Origin of the sequence: Sulfodiicoccus acidiphilus (genome assembly GCF_003967175.1) — an archaeon.
Classification (GTDB): domain Archaea; phylum Thermoproteota; class Thermoprotei_A; order Sulfolobales; family Sulfolobaceae; genus Sulfodiicoccus; species Sulfodiicoccus acidiphilus.
The window spans coordinates 1,187,911-1,202,823 of record NZ_AP018553.1 but is presented as its reverse complement, the minus strand read 5'-3'; the positions used below and the strand labels follow the sequence as shown (position 1 = coordinate 1,202,823).

14 protein-coding genes and 1 pseudogene are annotated in these 14,913 nt (G+C 51.8%); 8 read left to right on the top strand and 7 right to left on the bottom strand.

Translation table 11 applies throughout. The features are described 5' to 3' along the window. Nucleotides 1–14 precede the first annotated feature (14 nt). Nucleotides 15–896, top strand: coding sequence for a translation elongation factor (locus HS1genome_RS06420; protein WP_126450080.1), 882 nt, complete (start codon nucleotides 15–17; stop codon nucleotides 894–896). Here the strand turns inward: HS1genome_RS06420 and HS1genome_RS06415 are convergent. Continuing rightward, nucleotides 881–1,816 (bottom strand): thiamine-phosphate synthase family protein, encoded by a 936-nt coding sequence (locus tag HS1genome_RS06415; RefSeq protein ID WP_179950419.1) that lies wholly within the window; start codon nucleotides 1,814–1,816, stop codon nucleotides 881–883. The genes HS1genome_RS06420 and HS1genome_RS06415 overlap by 16 nt on opposite strands. Between HS1genome_RS06415 and HS1genome_RS06410 the strand changes: the two genes are divergently transcribed. The 3 genes from HS1genome_RS06410 to HS1genome_RS06400 are packed head-to-tail and all read left to right on the top strand — an operon-like array spanning nucleotide 1,817 to nucleotide 4,819. After that, nucleotides 1,817–2,521 (top strand): hypothetical protein, encoded by a 705-nt coding sequence (locus tag HS1genome_RS06410; protein WP_126450079.1) that lies wholly within the window; start codon nucleotides 1,817–1,819, stop codon nucleotides 2,519–2,521. Beyond that, nucleotides 2,502–4,226, top strand: a complete 1,725-nt coding sequence (locus tag HS1genome_RS06405) for an ATP-binding protein (protein ID WP_126450078.1) — start codon at nucleotides 2,502–2,504, stop codon at nucleotides 4,224–4,226. The genes HS1genome_RS06410 and HS1genome_RS06405 overlap by 20 nt, the downstream gene beginning before the upstream one ends. A gap of 35 nt (nucleotides 4,227–4,261) precedes the next feature. Then, on the top strand, nucleotides 4,262–4,819 hold the full coding sequence (locus tag HS1genome_RS06400) for a class I SAM-dependent methyltransferase (RefSeq protein WP_126450077.1): 558 nt from the start codon (nucleotides 4,262–4,264) through the stop codon (nucleotides 4,817–4,819). Here HS1genome_RS06400 and HS1genome_RS06395 read toward each other — a convergent pair. The 4 genes and pseudogenes from HS1genome_RS06395 to HS1genome_RS06380 all read right to left on the bottom strand — a co-directional run bounded on the left by HS1genome_RS06395 (nucleotide 4,811) and on the right by HS1genome_RS06380 (nucleotide 8,629). After that, nucleotides 4,811–5,206 (bottom strand): SRPBCC family protein, encoded by a 396-nt coding sequence (locus HS1genome_RS06395; RefSeq protein WP_126450076.1) that lies wholly within the window; start codon nucleotides 5,204–5,206, stop codon nucleotides 4,811–4,813. The genes HS1genome_RS06400 and HS1genome_RS06395 overlap by 9 nt on opposite strands. A 48-nt stretch (nucleotides 5,207–5,254) precedes the next feature. Further along, nucleotides 5,255–6,835 carry a thiamine pyrophosphate-dependent enzyme gene (locus HS1genome_RS06390; protein ID WP_126450075.1) on the bottom strand — a complete coding sequence of 527 codons (1,581 nt, stop codon included), beginning with the start codon at nucleotides 6,833–6,835 and terminating at the stop codon, nucleotides 5,255–5,257. A 19-nt stretch (nucleotides 6,836–6,854) separates the two neighbouring features. Beyond that, nucleotides 6,855–7,313 carry a GNAT family N-acetyltransferase gene (locus HS1genome_RS06385; protein ID WP_229768081.1) on the bottom strand — a complete coding sequence of 153 codons (459 nt, stop codon included), beginning with the start codon at nucleotides 7,311–7,313 and terminating at the stop codon, nucleotides 6,855–6,857. A gap of 10 nt (nucleotides 7,314–7,323) precedes the next feature. After that, a pseudogene (locus tag HS1genome_RS06380) lies at nucleotides 7,324–8,629 on the bottom strand (NAD(P)-dependent malic enzyme). Between the two features lie 186 nt (nucleotides 8,630–8,815). Between HS1genome_RS06380 and HS1genome_RS06375 the strand changes: the two are divergent. Next, nucleotides 8,816–9,217: a peroxiredoxin gene (locus HS1genome_RS06375; protein ID WP_126450073.1), complete on the top strand. Its 402-nt coding sequence runs from the start codon at nucleotides 8,816–8,818 to the stop codon at nucleotides 9,215–9,217. Here the strand turns inward: HS1genome_RS06375 and HS1genome_RS06370 are convergent. After that, on the bottom strand, nucleotides 9,204–10,133 hold the full coding sequence (locus HS1genome_RS06370; protein WP_126450072.1) for an ABC transporter ATP-binding protein: 930 nt from the start codon (nucleotides 10,131–10,133) through the stop codon (nucleotides 9,204–9,206). The genes HS1genome_RS06375 and HS1genome_RS06370 overlap by 14 nt on opposite strands. Nucleotides 10,134–10,247: 114 nt before the next feature. Beyond that, nucleotides 10,248–11,159, bottom strand: coding sequence for a hypothetical protein (locus HS1genome_RS06365; RefSeq protein ID WP_126450071.1), 912 nt, complete (start codon nucleotides 11,157–11,159; stop codon nucleotides 10,248–10,250). Nucleotides 11,160–11,322: 163 nt separating this feature from the next. Between HS1genome_RS06365 and cutB the strand changes: the two genes are divergently transcribed. Genes cutB through cutA form a run of 3 tightly spaced genes read left to right on the top strand, consistent with a single transcriptional unit; the run spans nucleotide 11,323 to nucleotide 14,881 of the window. Beyond that, a complete protein-coding gene (gene cutB, locus HS1genome_RS06360; RefSeq protein ID WP_126450070.1) occupies nucleotides 11,323–12,165 on the top strand; it encodes a glyceraldehyde dehydrogenase subunit beta in 843 nt (280 codons plus the stop codon). Next, nucleotides 12,165–12,656, top strand: coding sequence for a glyceraldehyde dehydrogenase subunit gamma (gene cutC / locus HS1genome_RS06355; RefSeq protein WP_126450069.1), 492 nt, complete (start codon nucleotides 12,165–12,167; stop codon nucleotides 12,654–12,656). Before cutB ends, cutC begins: the two co-directional genes overlap by 1 nt. Further along, complete coding sequence (gene cutA, locus HS1genome_RS06350; protein ID WP_126450068.1) at nucleotides 12,653–14,881, top strand: glyceraldehyde dehydrogenase subunit alpha; 2,229 nt, start codon at nucleotides 12,653–12,655, stop codon at nucleotides 14,879–14,881. The genes cutC and cutA overlap by 4 nt, the downstream gene beginning before the upstream one ends. Nucleotides 14,882–14,913 lie beyond the last annotated feature (32 nt).

The following is a 14,913-nucleotide window of genomic DNA, read 5'->3' as shown; positions in this document are numbered from 1 at the left end:
CTTAAACTCCATTGATGATAAGAGGCTATGTAGCAACGATCCTTTCAACAAACTTGGATCTAGGCATGGAGATAGGTAGGAAACTGGGGAAGCTCCACGAAGACGAGGCCACGAAGATATTTTACAGGAAGAGAGAGGATCACCTTCTATCAGTTCTGTTTCCCACAGGTCTTCCCTCTAGACTGGTTGAGGCGGCTGAATGTCTAACGGTGTCCTCATCTTTCTTCTTAAGGTTGCCTGACTCGCCAAAGCCTGAGGATGGAGAGCTTCTACTCTTGAGTGAGGCCTCAGGCATCGAGGGTAGTGTAATAGCGTCTACTCAAGTGGCCGGCAAACTCCTCAATGGTACCTCTCTAGCTGGGAAGATCTCCCAAGAGGTGAAGGAAGTTTCGTATGAAACCCCAGATAGGGGGTACATTGCGGTGGACAAGGTATTCCAAGTGAGAGGGATTGGGACTGTAGTACTGGGCTTCTCTAGCACACAGTTAGGGGTTCACGATAGATTGCTGACACTCCCTCAAGGGAAGGAGGTCGAGGTTAAGAGCATACAAGTGCTAGATGAGGATCAGGACGCTGTAGGCCCTGGTGTTAGGGTAGGTATAGCACTGAAGAACGTGCGTCAAGAGGAGCTCAGGGGGCTCTACTCCATGGTCAAGCCAGAGACTAAAGTAGTTGACTCGATTAGAGGGAAGTTAGTGAAGTTCGAGTGGGCCGACTACTCTCCTGGTATGTTTCATGTTGTTTCGTCCGGATCCTCGAGCGTGGCTTCAGTGGAGGGACAGGGAGAAGTGGAGGTGAGGCTGAACAGAAGACTTCCTTTCTCTTCGAGGTTCCTGCTCCTCAACCTCAATGCCAGGCCCAAGAAGCCGAGAGTGGTGGGCTACTTGGAGGCCTGACTCCTTTTGGACCTAAGCTTCACGTACTCCCTCGCTAACCCCAACACCCTCTTCGCCACCTCAAGCGGATCCCTCCCGAACACGTAGGTCGCGGGCTCCAACCATCTCCCTCCTAGGTGTAGAGCGACCTGGGCTTCCCCCGTCATGGCCTCAGCTATCTCCCTTGCGACGACGTCGTCGTCTCCACTCTCGCCTCGCACCTTGACGTAGGGAAGTCCAAGCTTCAGCAACGCCCTCTCCACAGAATCGTCGTACTTTAGGTTCATGACAGCCCTTAGTCCATGTCTGCTCTCCATCACCCTTAGGAGTATCTTAGCCAAGTGTGCACTAGCTCCCCACTCAGGCCTGGACGCTGGCCTGGGGACGCCGTGAACTTTCGTTATCCTTCCGGGGACCGCTATTACGTCGTTCGGTCCCTTCGCTCCCCACTTAGCGAAAGCCATGTTACTCATCACTTGAGGAATGAGCTCAGAAACGTCCTCGTCCTGTATCATGGCCAAGGCCTGCCGCATGAGCTCCTCCTCACTTTCTATGTAAAGAGATGAACAAATAGAACAGGTGGGGGGGACTTCCTGATCAAGGGACCTGTGGAACTGACAAAACCTAAGGTCAGAAAGTAGTTTCAGTCCCCTCGTAGTTACGAAGGACATTACAGCTTCAACGTCCTCCGACGACAGCAACTGAGTTACCTGGTCCACTAATTCATTCACCTCTTCCTTAGCGAGGCCTAGGTTGATCAGCCTCTCTATCACCTTCTCCTCATCTTCGTCGAGGTACTGTCTAACTGCGGGTTGACTCACCCCTACAAGACTCGCTATCCTAGTCTGACTCATTCCAAGTTCTCTCAACCTCTTGGCCGCGAGTACGCGGAGAGAAGGCATAAAAACGTCAGTGAGGAGTGTGAGAGGGGTCCTGAGCACTTGCTCCGTGAAGTCGGGTCGCTTATAAATGTAGGGGAAGAGGAGTTATCTCCCATGAGCTTCGCCGCCCTAGATGGCAGTCTCCATACCGTCAAGACGGACGAAGGGGAGTTATCCTACGTTGTAGTTGCCATAGTCTACGGGCAGGTCGATAATAAGGGGTTCAGACTCACGGGTCTATCGTCTGTGGACAGTATGTTTCAGGGAAATGGGGAGGATGCCATGAGGAGAATGGAGTACGCTCAGGCCTCCTTGGAGCAGGTAGACCTCGTCCTGATGGACAGGATGCTCTCCAGAGACGCTCAACTGGGATTACCGGCCAACGCTATTGCGGTAGTGAAGGACTTCCCAGGGAGGGAGAGATTTCTAGGAAGGGAAGTGCCATGGATGGTAGAGGATCCTACAACTGCGCCTAGGAGGGCCTTCTTCAAGCTTAGGAAGTCATCCTGGATATTCATGACGGAGTGGACCAAGCAACTCTCTGCAGGACAGGTGTTCAGACTCCTAAGAGTGATGGGGAACGAGCCCGTTCCGGAGGCCTTGGGATATAACTACCCGCTCTTCCTAGCGGACAAACTGGCCAAGTTCAAGAGGGACAAATTCAAAAGGACGATGGACTTCCTTTTGACAAGGAGGCAGGTGCGATATAGGGACTTCAGGAGGATCGTCGAGTCGGCAAGGGCCTTTGGAAGGCCCAATAGGTAGACTGAGGGAAGTAAGAGTAGTCACGAGACCGACGTCAGACGGTAGAGGAACTATAAGCTTCAGGAGCTTCGTGATCGAGGTTCCCTACACCCCAGAACTCAAGCTCAGCGTGGGGAGGGTTCTCGCAGTGAAGTCGATGGGAGGAGAGATGTTACTCCTGGAGATCGTGGACTTCCTGCCACTCCATTACTCCATGATAAACCTAGAGGGATCCATCCCCAAGGAAATAAGGGACGAGGTCATGGATGAAGTGGAGAGGAGCTGGGAGAAGGGGTCTCCCGAAAGCTGGGTAGAAGTGTACGCTGTGCCAGTTGGGTATCTGATGGACTCCTCTAAGGTGACCTTCAGGAGGGGATACTCGCCTCCTTTTCCCGCTTCCGCGGTGTATCAGCTGAGTAGGGAAGCTTACCAGAGGTTGGTGTGTTCGAGCTCCAGCGAACCCCTCGGAAGGGTTTTAGGGGACGGAGTAGAACTGAGAATTGACCTAGAGAAGGCAGTGAGGTATCACGTTGGAGTGTTCGCGTTCACTGGCTCTGGGAAGTCGAACCTGGTCTCGTTACTAGTAAGGAGGGCCTTAGGCACCATGAGGAATCTCAAGGTAGTGGTGTTCGACATATCCATGGAGTACTTCACGCTCCTCTTCGATCAGTTGGTGAGGTATAACTCGCGTGTCCTGACGGCGGAGAGACTACCACCATCGCCAGTGGAGGCCTCTAGACGCTTCATGAGACTCCACGTAGTCCCAGAGGAGCTAGATGACCTCAGGGACAAGTTCAGGGTTACTACCCAGAGGCTAATAGAGGAGGAGAAAGTCAGGTATATGTATGTGCCGTCTAGCTCGCAGGTGCTTATGACCTACGGGGACCTGGTGGACTTAGTGAACGGCCAGATTTCCGACAACTACGCGGCCTCCCAGAAACCTGTGCTGTTCACCATGCTTCAAAAACTGGACGCGTTAATGAGGGAGAACAAGCTGAGTAAGGACGACATCGTTGACGAGAGAGTGAACGGACTGCTGGACGAGGTGGAGGAGGTGGCCAACCGGTCCAAGCTCAGGGAAACGTCCTCAATATTCTCCTTCATTAACGGGCTCAGGTCGTACCTCTCCTCCACCAACGTGGAGCCGGTGAGCGAGGACTACGACATTGAGAAGTTAGCAATAGAAATTCTTGAGGACTCGGAGGTGTCGCCCAGACTCTTCGTGGTCGAGAGTCCTAAAGTGGAAGAGGCCAGGTTCGTCGTCTCCAACGTAATAAACGAGGTTATGAACAGGAGGAAGAAGATGTTCTCCGCCTCCCCATCAGTGCTCTTCGTTCTCGATGAGGCGCAGGAGTTCATTCCTTTCGACACAAGACAAAAGAACATGAGTGAGAAGTCGAGTGAGGCGGTGGAGAAGCTCCTCAGGCAAGGTAGGAAGTACCACCTTCACTCCCTCATAAGCTCGCAGAGGTTGGCCTACCTCAACACCAACGCGCTCCAGCAACTTCATACGTACTTCATAAGTACGTTACCCAGGCCTTACGACAGGCAGTTAGTGGGAGAAACGTTCGCCATAAGCGATGCGCTTCTCGATAGAACCTTGGAGTTGGAGACGGGGGAGTGGCTGCTGGTTAGCTTCAAGTCGGCCACCCCCTACGACATACCTGTATTCTTCCGAGCTGAGAACAACTTCGCCGAGCTGAGGAGGGCATTAGGAACTACTTAACCAAGACTTTTGAGCTCGGGAGTGAGAACCCTGGTGTGATCGAGGACAGACACGTTCCAGTTTTCATCCTCAACAACCCACTCCGTAGGTTAACGGAGTCTCCAGAGAAGTTCGCAAGAACTTACGTGAGTCCGGGCATGGTGGTAGCAGACGTGGGATGTGGAGCTGGGTATTACACCTTGCCGCTAGCAAAGGTGGTAGGACCTCAAGGCCTAGTCTTCGCTGTGGATTCGGACGAGGCCGCGGTAAGGGTGCTCAGAGAGAGGGCGGAGAAAGAGGGACTGAAGAACGTTAAGGCCTACGTCTCTCCTGCGGAGAAGCTGGACTTCATTCCCTCAGCCTCAGTCGACTTCGTTCTATCCAAAGACCTTCTGTGCTGTACGGTGAAGCATAAGGAGGTGGTGAGGGAGTTGGCGAGGATAGTCAAACCAGGAGGAACTATCTACATATCCGTTAGGAGTTTCCCCTTCTCTAAAGACCCTAGAGACGTGAAGAAGAGCGAGTGGAGGGAACTCTTGTCTCAGTTCGAAGTCCTGAGGTCTAAGCAGGGAGTCACGTCGTCTTGGGCGCTCCTGAGGCCTAGGTCAATCTGACCCACATTCCTCCACCAACCTCTGGAGGGCATGAGAGGCCCCCGTGGAGAAGTGCTGAACGTTACTCCTAGCGATGAGTTTGTAGAGGCCGTTGAACTCCACTTCCCAGCTGGACGTGATTTCTCCATCACCGACGTGGACTTCGTTAGTTCCTCTGAATGGTCCCTTGATGTAGGTGAAGGTGAGTGTCCTCGCCTCTTCTTCGGCCTTTATGTTAACTATGCCCGACGCGGGAAAGGCGAAGCGGACCTCGAAAAGGTCACCCTGTATCTTCTTGACGCTACGGAGGCCTCTCCAATATTTTGTGACGGAATCTATGTCCTTCACCTTCAGCCACAGCGAGTTCGAGTCGCAGTTAAACTTTCGTGAGACGGAGAACCTGTACATAAGTGGCCTTACCTCTGGGAGATTTAACTGTGTTGAGAATTCTCCTTTTCACGATACCTTGGGTGGGACATCTCTCGGATCTAGTACTACCTCCAGGATCGCTGGCCCCTTCTCTTGACGAAGCCACCTCAGGGCGTCAGTCAACTCTGAGGCTTCCTCCACTCTCCTCGACGGGACATTGAAGCTACGCCCTAGCTCAACGAAGTCTGGATTGTCCAACTCCACACCGAAGGGTTGAAGACCGGCTTCCTGCTGTTGTTCCTTAACCATGCCGAAGGAGGAGTTATTGAAGATCACTACCTTGACGGGGACACCGTACTTCCGCGCGGTTAACACCTCCTGCATTGTCATTACGAACCCGCCGTCCCCCACCACAGAGAGTACTTGAGAATTAGAGGCGAAGGCCGCTCCAAGTCCGCCAGGGACGCCAAAGCCGGTCGTTCCGAGCCAAGAGGAGAAGAGGAACCTCCGGGGATTCTTGACTCTGAAGTGTCTATTCACCCAGACAGTTACGTTTCCCGTGTCCACCACGACGGGCACTTCGGGCACTTCCTCACTCAAGGCCTTGGCCAGGGCTCCTGGTCTGACCTTAGTGCCCTGCTTCTCTAGAGCGGTCAACTCTTCCATCCAGCTCCTCTTGACGTTCTGAAGCTCGTCGTAAAACTTCTCCTTTTTCTCTTTGACGGATGGTGTGACCTCCTTGAGGAAGGTCTCTACGTCGCATAGTACAGGTTGGACGACGGGTGCCCTGAGTCCGAACTTCCATGGCTCAACGTCGACCTGTATGGTTTTTACGTCGGGGAGGAACTCGACGAACGGGAAGGAGGTACCCATCATAATCAGAAGGTCCGCTCGACTCAAAGCTTCTCTAGCAGCCCTTGTTCCTGACATCCCAAGTCCCCCAAAGGCCTGGGGCACATAGTCTGGGACCACCCCTTTGGCATTGAGGGCGTGAACTATAGGGGCACCTATTTTCCGTGCCAGAGAGAGCACCTCCTCCCCTAGGCCCTGAGCTCCCTTGCCTATAATTATCACAGGCCTCGCACTTATTTCTATGTCAGCTATAACTTCCCTTTGGGCAAATGTGTATCTAGTTTCAGGCACCTTCACTGTAACCTCCCTCGGGACAGCATCCATGCGCAACACGTCCTCCGGAACGTTTATGTGAGATACTCCCTTCCTTGTCACAGCCTCCCTCACAGCCCTGGCCACTACGTAGGGCGTCTCCTGGGGATTAACCAGCTGGGCATTGTAAATCGCTACGTCGTCGAACAGTCTGTTTAAGTTTACCTCCTGAAAGAAGTTGCTCCACATTTTAGCCGTGGGTACTTGGCCGGTTATAGCTATCACCGGTGCCCCGTCCAGCTTCGCGTCGTATAGGCCGTTGAGCAGGTGGATGGACCCAGGACCTGAAGTTCCTAAACAGACACCCGGACCTCCAGTTAGCTTAGCTTCTGCAGAGGCAGCCAGAGCACCCCCTTCTTCATGTCTTACCTGAACGAAGGTGGCCCCTGTCTTCCTGACTGCGTCAACTACCAGATCTATCGCGTCACCTGGAACACCGTAGAAGCGCTTGACTCCCGCGACAAGGAGCTGCCTCACCAGCTCGTCAGCCACTTTATGACCCAACTCGGCTTCCTCGAGGCCATTAGACTTCCTTAAAGAAAGTGTAGAGTAACGGCTTGAACCCTCTCCTTTGATAGAAGTCCACGGATATCTTGTTCATGGGAGGGAACTCGGCGGAGGCCAAGTAGACCCCGCGCGACTTGAGCTCCTTTATCGCAGCATCTATAAGGACCTTCCCCACTCCCTTGCGTCTATACGGAGGGAGGACGTATAGGTCGGTTATAACTCCCTCCATGGTGGGCTCATAGAACATCCTCGATCTAATCTCGAGCCTCACGAATCCGATCACCTCCTGATCTTCTGCTACAATCATAGCAACGTTCTCTTTCCCCATAGAGGCCTCCACGAACTTCTTAACGACGTCGTATATGTCCTGCCTCACCGTGTAAAGGGGATCGAACTCCTCATTTAACTTCTTTAATCGCACCATCAATTCAATTATTCTCTCGGCATCTTCCTTCTTTGCTTCCCTGACCGTCACGGCCAACCTATCACACCTCTATTAAGCCGGCCTTAACTAGGGCCTCGTATTTAGCCTTTGATGAAGTAATGGCCTTAGCTGCGGATGCCTGTAGCTCCTCCCGCGTCCTGCTCACCCTAGCAAGCCCTAGTTCCATGGCCTTCTCCCCAACAGCTACCGCTGTCCTTATATAAGCCCCAGTCTCCTCCATAGTGGGGAGGATGTAGTCTTCGTTGAGACCCTTCTCCTCGGCGTACGCTGCAAGTGCCCTAGCTGCGGCTACGGCCATGTCGTCTGTGATTGTCCTGCCTCTGACGTCCAACACGCCCCTGAACACCGCGGGAAACACTAAGCTATTGTTGACTTGGTTGGGGAAGTCACTACGACCGGTTGCCACTACCTTGGCCCCTCCCTCCTTGGCTTCGTGGGGCCATATCTCGGGAACTGGGTTGGCCAAAGCAAACACCACTGGATCCTTGTTCATCTTAGCTACCCATTCCTTCTTTATTACTCCTGGACCGGGAGTGGAGGTAGCGATGACCACGTCAACTCCCCGCATGGCCTCCTCGATTCCTCCCGTTCTGTTCTCTGAGTTAGTCTGGAGGGCCAGTTCGTACTTCCATTTGTTCTCGAACATCATTCTATCCATGTCTTCCCTGTAGGAGTTCAATATCCCTACCCTATCCACAAGGATCATGTTCCCAGGCTTCACTTCAGCCCTGATGAGAAGCCTCGCTGCTGCTATGTTTGCTGCGCCTGCTCCTATGAGCGTCACGGTCACGTCATTGAGCTTCTTATTAACTAACTTGAGGGCATTGATTAAGCCAGCAAGTATAGCCGTGGCGGTGCCTTGCTGGTCGTCGTGCCACACTGGTATCTGCATCTCCTTCCTGAGCCTATCGAGAATATGGAAACACTTAGGACTCTCGATGTCCTCGAGGTTTATTCCCCGAAGGCGGGTTCAAGTCTTTTAACGGTATCTATGAACTCATCCGCGTTACTGACTCTGATAGGCAATGGAATAGCATCTACTCCCCCAAGTACTTGAATATCATTGATTTTCCCTCCATCACTGGATAGCTAGCCTCTGGGCCTATGTTCCCCAGACCCAGGACCCGCGTACCGTCCGTCACAACAGCTATGGTGTTCCACCTGGAGGTGAGCTCGAAACTGAGGTCAGGGTCTTTGGATATGCTCCTAGATGGCTCGGCCACACCTGGGGTGTACCAGACGGCGAAGTCCTTGAGGCTGGATATTGGAACTTTCGGCAGAACCTCTATCTTTCCACCGTACTTCCTGTGCATCTTAAGGGAGATCTCGTACCAGCCTTCGCTCATGACCTGCATCACTCCTAGCCTGATTTAAACCTTACCATACACTTTCTACAATATTCTGAAAATGAGAATAGTATTTGACAAGGTTATGACTGTTAATATACACAGATCCTGTCAATTCCTCCCACGCATATTCTACAACTAAAACAGGAAAAATGAAGTTATAATCGGGAACTATTGGCCCAACCCATGAAAGTTAAGGAAGTTTGCGACTTCGACTTGAACTCGTATAGAGGGAGGAACTTGGTGTTGTTCTTCTACATCAAGGACTTCGCCAAATTATGTACGGTGGAGGCGATAGCCTTCAGAGACAAGATAGAATACTTCCATTCTTTTGAGACCGAAGTAATAGGAGTGAGTAAGGATCCTGTCGACACCCACGTGAAATTCTCCGAGGAGTTCTCGCTCCCCTTCACGCTAGTTAGCGATCCGAAGGATGCCTTGAGACAAAGATTCGGACTCAAGGACTTCATGAAATGCAGGGCGACCGTACTAGTGGATAGTGTAGGGAAGGAGAGGTTCAGGTACTGTTCGCTCTTCGATCCAGTGAGCCACGTGAGGGAGACTCTCCGGGTCCTCAGTGAGCTCTGAACTCTTCGAACTTGAAGAACTTAGTTATAGAAAACCTTACATTATCCCCTATCTTCGGCTTGGTTCTGGAGAAGGCCATGATTTCCTTCTCTCCCTCAGAAACATAAACCAAATATCGGTCTCCCATGAACTCCACATCCTTCACTACACCGTTCCTCTCGCCTTGGCCCAACACCACGTCCTCTGCTCTAACTCCGACACTGTCCACTATTACCATCGGAGGGTACCCTATGAAGGAGGCCACGAACTGGTCGGTGGGCTCGTTGTAAACCTCCTCTGGAGCACCGACTTGGACTATCCTCCCCCTATTCATGATAGCAATTCTATCAGCAATTGCCATGGCCTCTCCCTGATCGTGGGTGACGTAGATCGTAGTTATCCCACTTTCTCGCTGGAGTTCCCTTATTAGGTGTCTAGCAGAGAACCTTAGTGGAGCATCTAGGTTGGAGAGGGGTTCGTCCATTAGAAAAAGCCTGGGTAACTTGACTAGAGCCCTAGCCAGGGCTACCCTTTGTTGCTGCCCACCTGATAGACTACTTGGGTATCTGTCGAGGAGGTCATCTATCTTTAGCTTGGCTGCAACGTCCCTCACCTTGGATAGAGCGTCCCTATCTCCTTCCACAGGTAACAAGAGATTCTGAAGGACGGTCTTGTGAGGGAAGAGAGCATAATTCTGAAAGACCATGGAGACGTTCCTCTTAGAGGGGGGTAAAGATGTGACGTCAGTTCCGTCCAATATTATCTTGCCTTCATCCGCCTTCTCCAGTCCCGCTACCAGTCTGAGGAGGGTCGTCTTACCGGAACCCGAAGGACCTAGGAACACGAAGAGCTCTCCCTTCTCTATATGAAGACTAACACCATTTACGGCCTTGTAGTCCCCGTACCTCTTGGTGACCGATCGTAGCTCAACACTCACGAGCTGAGATAAAGCAGCTGGAGGTTAAATCTTGGGGATTCAAGAGAAGTCCGGGTTCAATGGCCTGTTCTGAGTAGATGTGAACGATTTCGGCGAAGCTGTGCAACCCAAGACTTACTTTCCAGATAGTCTCCGAGGGAATACAACTATTGCCAATACCAAAGTAGCCGTTAGCGGTAAGGGGGCTAGAAGTTCCCGAAGCATGTAGGGCGATGAGCTTACGTTGCCCCCTAGAGGTGCTCTGTACACCTCGATTGACTCTCCTGTATAGGTGACCTCTATTCCTAAGGGTTGGGAAAAACCAGTGAAAACCACTGGGGTGATCCAAGAGCCATTCTCGAAAACTAGCGGATCGTAGAAAGTGATGTTAGGAAAGTAAGTAGGTGGAGGAGCGGGAACTTGAGTTCCATTCGGATAAGTAGGTGGGTAGAGCTCCACCTCGAACATGGCCTGATCAAACGATCCACGCACCACGACTTTTCCTCCTAGAGTACCGTTAAAGGTGGCCAGCAACTCTCCCGACCTAACTTCTCTGACGGTTACGTTTACTTCACCCCCTTTAACCTCGACGACTCGAGAGGCATCTACCAGACCTCGTATCTCTGAGGGAGGAAAACCCTGAGAATAGAACGTCACATTGCCTTGAGGCCAAAGGTAGACCCCATCTTGCATATACATGAAGAAGGACTCCCACCCTACGAAAGTGTAAAAGCTCTGAGTTCCGATCTGCTCAGTAGTTATAACCGGTATGAGCCCGGCCTGGACGAAGGATCCCCCTGCACTCAATCCTATCCAGTAGCCTAAGAGGAACTTAGACAACTGACCAAGCGAGGAGCTGTTCTCTTTCATTTCAGGAAGGGTGAGGACAGCAGATACCCCAGTAATGTTAGCTCCAGCAGCCACGAGGCCAGCAAACTCCCTAGAGGAAGTGAGAGTATTCTGGGTCCAGTTGAAGTGTATTGTACTACCGAAGACGACCTGACAGAGTAGTAGAGCTAGAAGGGCGATAAGGATCGTGTTCTTCAAACGTCCGCTTACCTTTAACGTGAAGGACGGTTGTGTACGGTGACATAAAACCTTTCGTTAGGAAAGCGGCAGGACACGATGAATTGGCAAGGTTCCAAGAGTCTGGACTACTGTGAGCTCAGTTCTAAAACATGTTTATATTCCATAATGATACTATTTAGGCGTGTACCCTAGAGAGGTCGGATACTTTAGACCCTCCACCATAGAAGAGGCCCTAAAGTTTTTAGAGAAAGAGAAGGATAGTCGCCCACTGGCAGGTGGACAGAGTCTAATTCCCATGATGCGCCTAAGGGTTGCCAACCCCTCCTATTTGGTTGACCTGACTCCTCTGAACATGAATGGTTTTAACCTGTCAGATAATGAAGTAAGGATCGGGGCTACCACCAAGTACTCAGAGATCCTGTCCAGAACAGAGCTGAGAAAGGCTACTCCCCTTCTCGTTAAAGCGCTTTCACAAGTTGGTGACTCGCAGGTAAGGAACATGGGGACATTGGGGGGCAGCGTTTGCAACGCCGATCCTGCCTCAGATTCCCCAGCTGTCCTCCTTGCAGCAGAGGCCAGATTCGTAGTTAAGTCCGTTAACGGAGAGAGGGAAGTTAAGGCTTCAGACTTCTTCAAGGGTCCATTCACTACCCAACTGAAGCAGGGGGAGATACTGCGCGAAATAAAGATCCCAACCCACGCAGACTACAAGACGACATACGTGAAGCTAGTGAGGAGAGCCGGAGACTATGCTATAGTTTCCGCGGCTGTAATGCTGAAGATGAAGGGAGAGGAGGTGGAAGACGTGAGACTCAGTTACGCCAGCGCCGCTGACAGACCCTACAGAGCTAAGGAAGCCGAGGAGTTTCTAAAGGGAAGGAAGCTAAACGAAGAGAACTTGAGGGAGGCCGCAGAACTCGCCTTGAAGGGTGCGTCTCCGCCCTCTGACGTGAGGGCCAGTTCGTCCTATCGTAAAGAACTGATCAAGCTAGTGACAATGAGAGGACTGAGAGGTGCATCGTGATGTCCACTTTGGTTAGACCAGGAGAGACAACGAAGGTCAGTCTGAGGATAAACAACGTGGTCCACCAGGTTGAAGTGGAGCCTAGGAAGTTACTAGTTCACACCCTAAGAGACATCGGACTGACTGGCACTAAGGTGGGATGTGACACATCGGTCTGCGGGGCCTGTACAGTCTTAATGAACGGTAAGCCGATTAAGTCCTGCACCGTATTGACTGTCCAAGCCGACGGGTCGGATATAACCACCATAGAGGGCCTTTCAGTCGAAGGTAAACTCCACCCGCTCCAAGAGGCGTTCTGGGAGAACCACGCCCTGCAGTGCGGATACTGCACTTCTGGTATGATAATGAACGCCTATGCCCTACTAAAGGAACACAAGAACCCGAGCGAGGAGGAGATAAGGAATTACATGCATGGGAACTTGTGCAGGTGCACTGGCTATCAGAACATAGTAAAGGCCGTAAGGGAGGCAGCTAAGAGGATGGGAGCATGACCTACGTCGGAAAGCCCATAAAGAGAGTCTTCGACCCTAGACTGATAACGGGGAGGCAAAATTACATAGACGACATCAACTTCCAGGGACTCCACGCAGCCTTCGTGAGGTCTCCATACCCTCACGCCAGAGTGAGGTCTATAGACGCAAGTGACGCAGTCAAAAGTAAGGGAGTGGTGGCGGTCTTCACCAAGAGGGACCTGGGCCTAAAGGAACCCATGAGGCCTTGGGTGACTTACATAGATACGTCACACTTGAAGGACGCTCCACGATACATATTCCATGACACAGTGAAGTACGTCGGAGAGCCTGTAGCCGTGGTATTAGCGACGGATAGGTATCTAGCCAGAGACGCCGTGGAAAAGGTCAATGTGGACTACGAGGAGCTGAAGGCAGTGACCAAGATGGAGGACGCGGTGAAGGACGAGGTGCTAGTGCATCCTAACCTAGGAACTAACGTAGCGTACGACTCAAACTTCAATGCAGGGAACGTCGAACGGGCGTTTAAGGAAGCCGAAGTGGTTGTCCCAATAGAGATCGCTAACGAGAGATTGAGTCCGTCGCCAATGGAACCACGTGGAATTGTATCTAGGTACGAATCTGGATACCTAACGGTGTGGGCATCTACTCAGATCCCCCACATTCTTAGGAACGAGTTCTCTAGGATGCTGGGACTGGAGAGCTCCAAGATAAGGGTTATAATGCCAGACATAGGCGGAGCTTTCGGAAGTAAGGCCCACATCATTCCAGAAGAGCTAGCCGTGATAGCGGCATCAATGAAACTAAACTCCACGGTCAAGTGGGTCGCAACTAGAAGTGAGGAACTATTAGCGTCTACTGCTAGGCACAATCACTTCGTGGGAGAGGTCGCCCTCAAGAGGGACGGCACTCTACTGGGAATAAGGGGTACCTTGGACGTGGAAATGGGAGCTTACATAACCTACACTAGCATGATACAACCCCAGATCATTCCACCAATGATCCCTGGCCCCTACAAAGTGAAGGACCTAGCCATAAGATCGAGGGCCGTGTACACAAATACGCCACCGATAACGATGTACAGAGGTGCGAGCAGGCCTGAAGCCACATTCATCATAGAGAGAATAATGAGCATAGCTGCGGACGAGTTGAAGATGAGTGATGTGGACATAAGATTAAGGAACCTAGTGCCTCCAGATTTGATGCCCTACAAAAATCCGTTCGGCCTCCAATACGACACTGGAGACTATCCTGGACTGCTAAAGAAGGCGATAGAGAAGCTTGAGTACGAGAGACTGATCAAATGGGCAGAGGAGGAGAAGAAGCGCGGGCACAGGGTAGGGGTAGGAATGGCCTTCTATTTGGAGATCTGTGGGTTCGGCCCTTGGGAATACGCTGAAGTGAGAATCGACGAAAATGGTAACGTAAGTGTAATAACGGGTGCCACACCACACGGCCAAGGGACTGAGACCGGAATAGCACAAATAGTGGCCGACGAGCTCGGTGTTGACATGGAGAGAGTTACCGTGATCTGGGGAGACACTGCGATAGTGCCGGCTGGGTTTGGCACCTACGGCTCGAGGACAATAAGTTTGGCGGGATCCGCTGCTGCCCTGGCATCGAGAAAGGTCATGGATAAGATGAAGAGAGTTGCCGCTTCAATGTTGGGTGTAGAGAATGTCGATTACAAAGATGGGAAGTTCACCGCAGCCGGTAAGTCTGTTGGTTGGAACGAAGTCGCGAAGAAGGCCTACGAGGTGAAGGACCCAGGTCTAGTGGCCTATCAGTTTTATGAGGCCAACGTAACCTTCCCCTACGGAGTGGGAGTGGCGATAGTGGAGGTGGACGACTATGGTATACCTAAGGTTCTGAAATACCTCTCTTACGACGATATCGGAAAGGTGGTAAACCCGTTGCTGGCAGAGGGACAAGTGCACGGTGCGGTAGTTCAGGCCGTTGGACAGGCACTCTACGAGGAAGCCAAGCTAGATGAGAATGGACAGCTAGTTGTGTCTTTCTCCGATTACTTCATTCCCACGTTCATGGAAGCTCCAGAGATAAAGAGCCAGTTCACGGATACACCTCACGATTCCCCCTATGTGACGAAGAGTAAGGGAATAGGAGAGGCTGGTCTGATCGTAGGACCTGCTGTAGTAGTGAGGGCTCTCGAGAACGCCACTGGTGCTAGGTTCACAAAGACTCCCGTTAGGCCTGAAGAAATCTTTGAGAAGATTAAAACGAAATAATTTTATATGGGGGTTAAGGGGGAAGCCCCTCC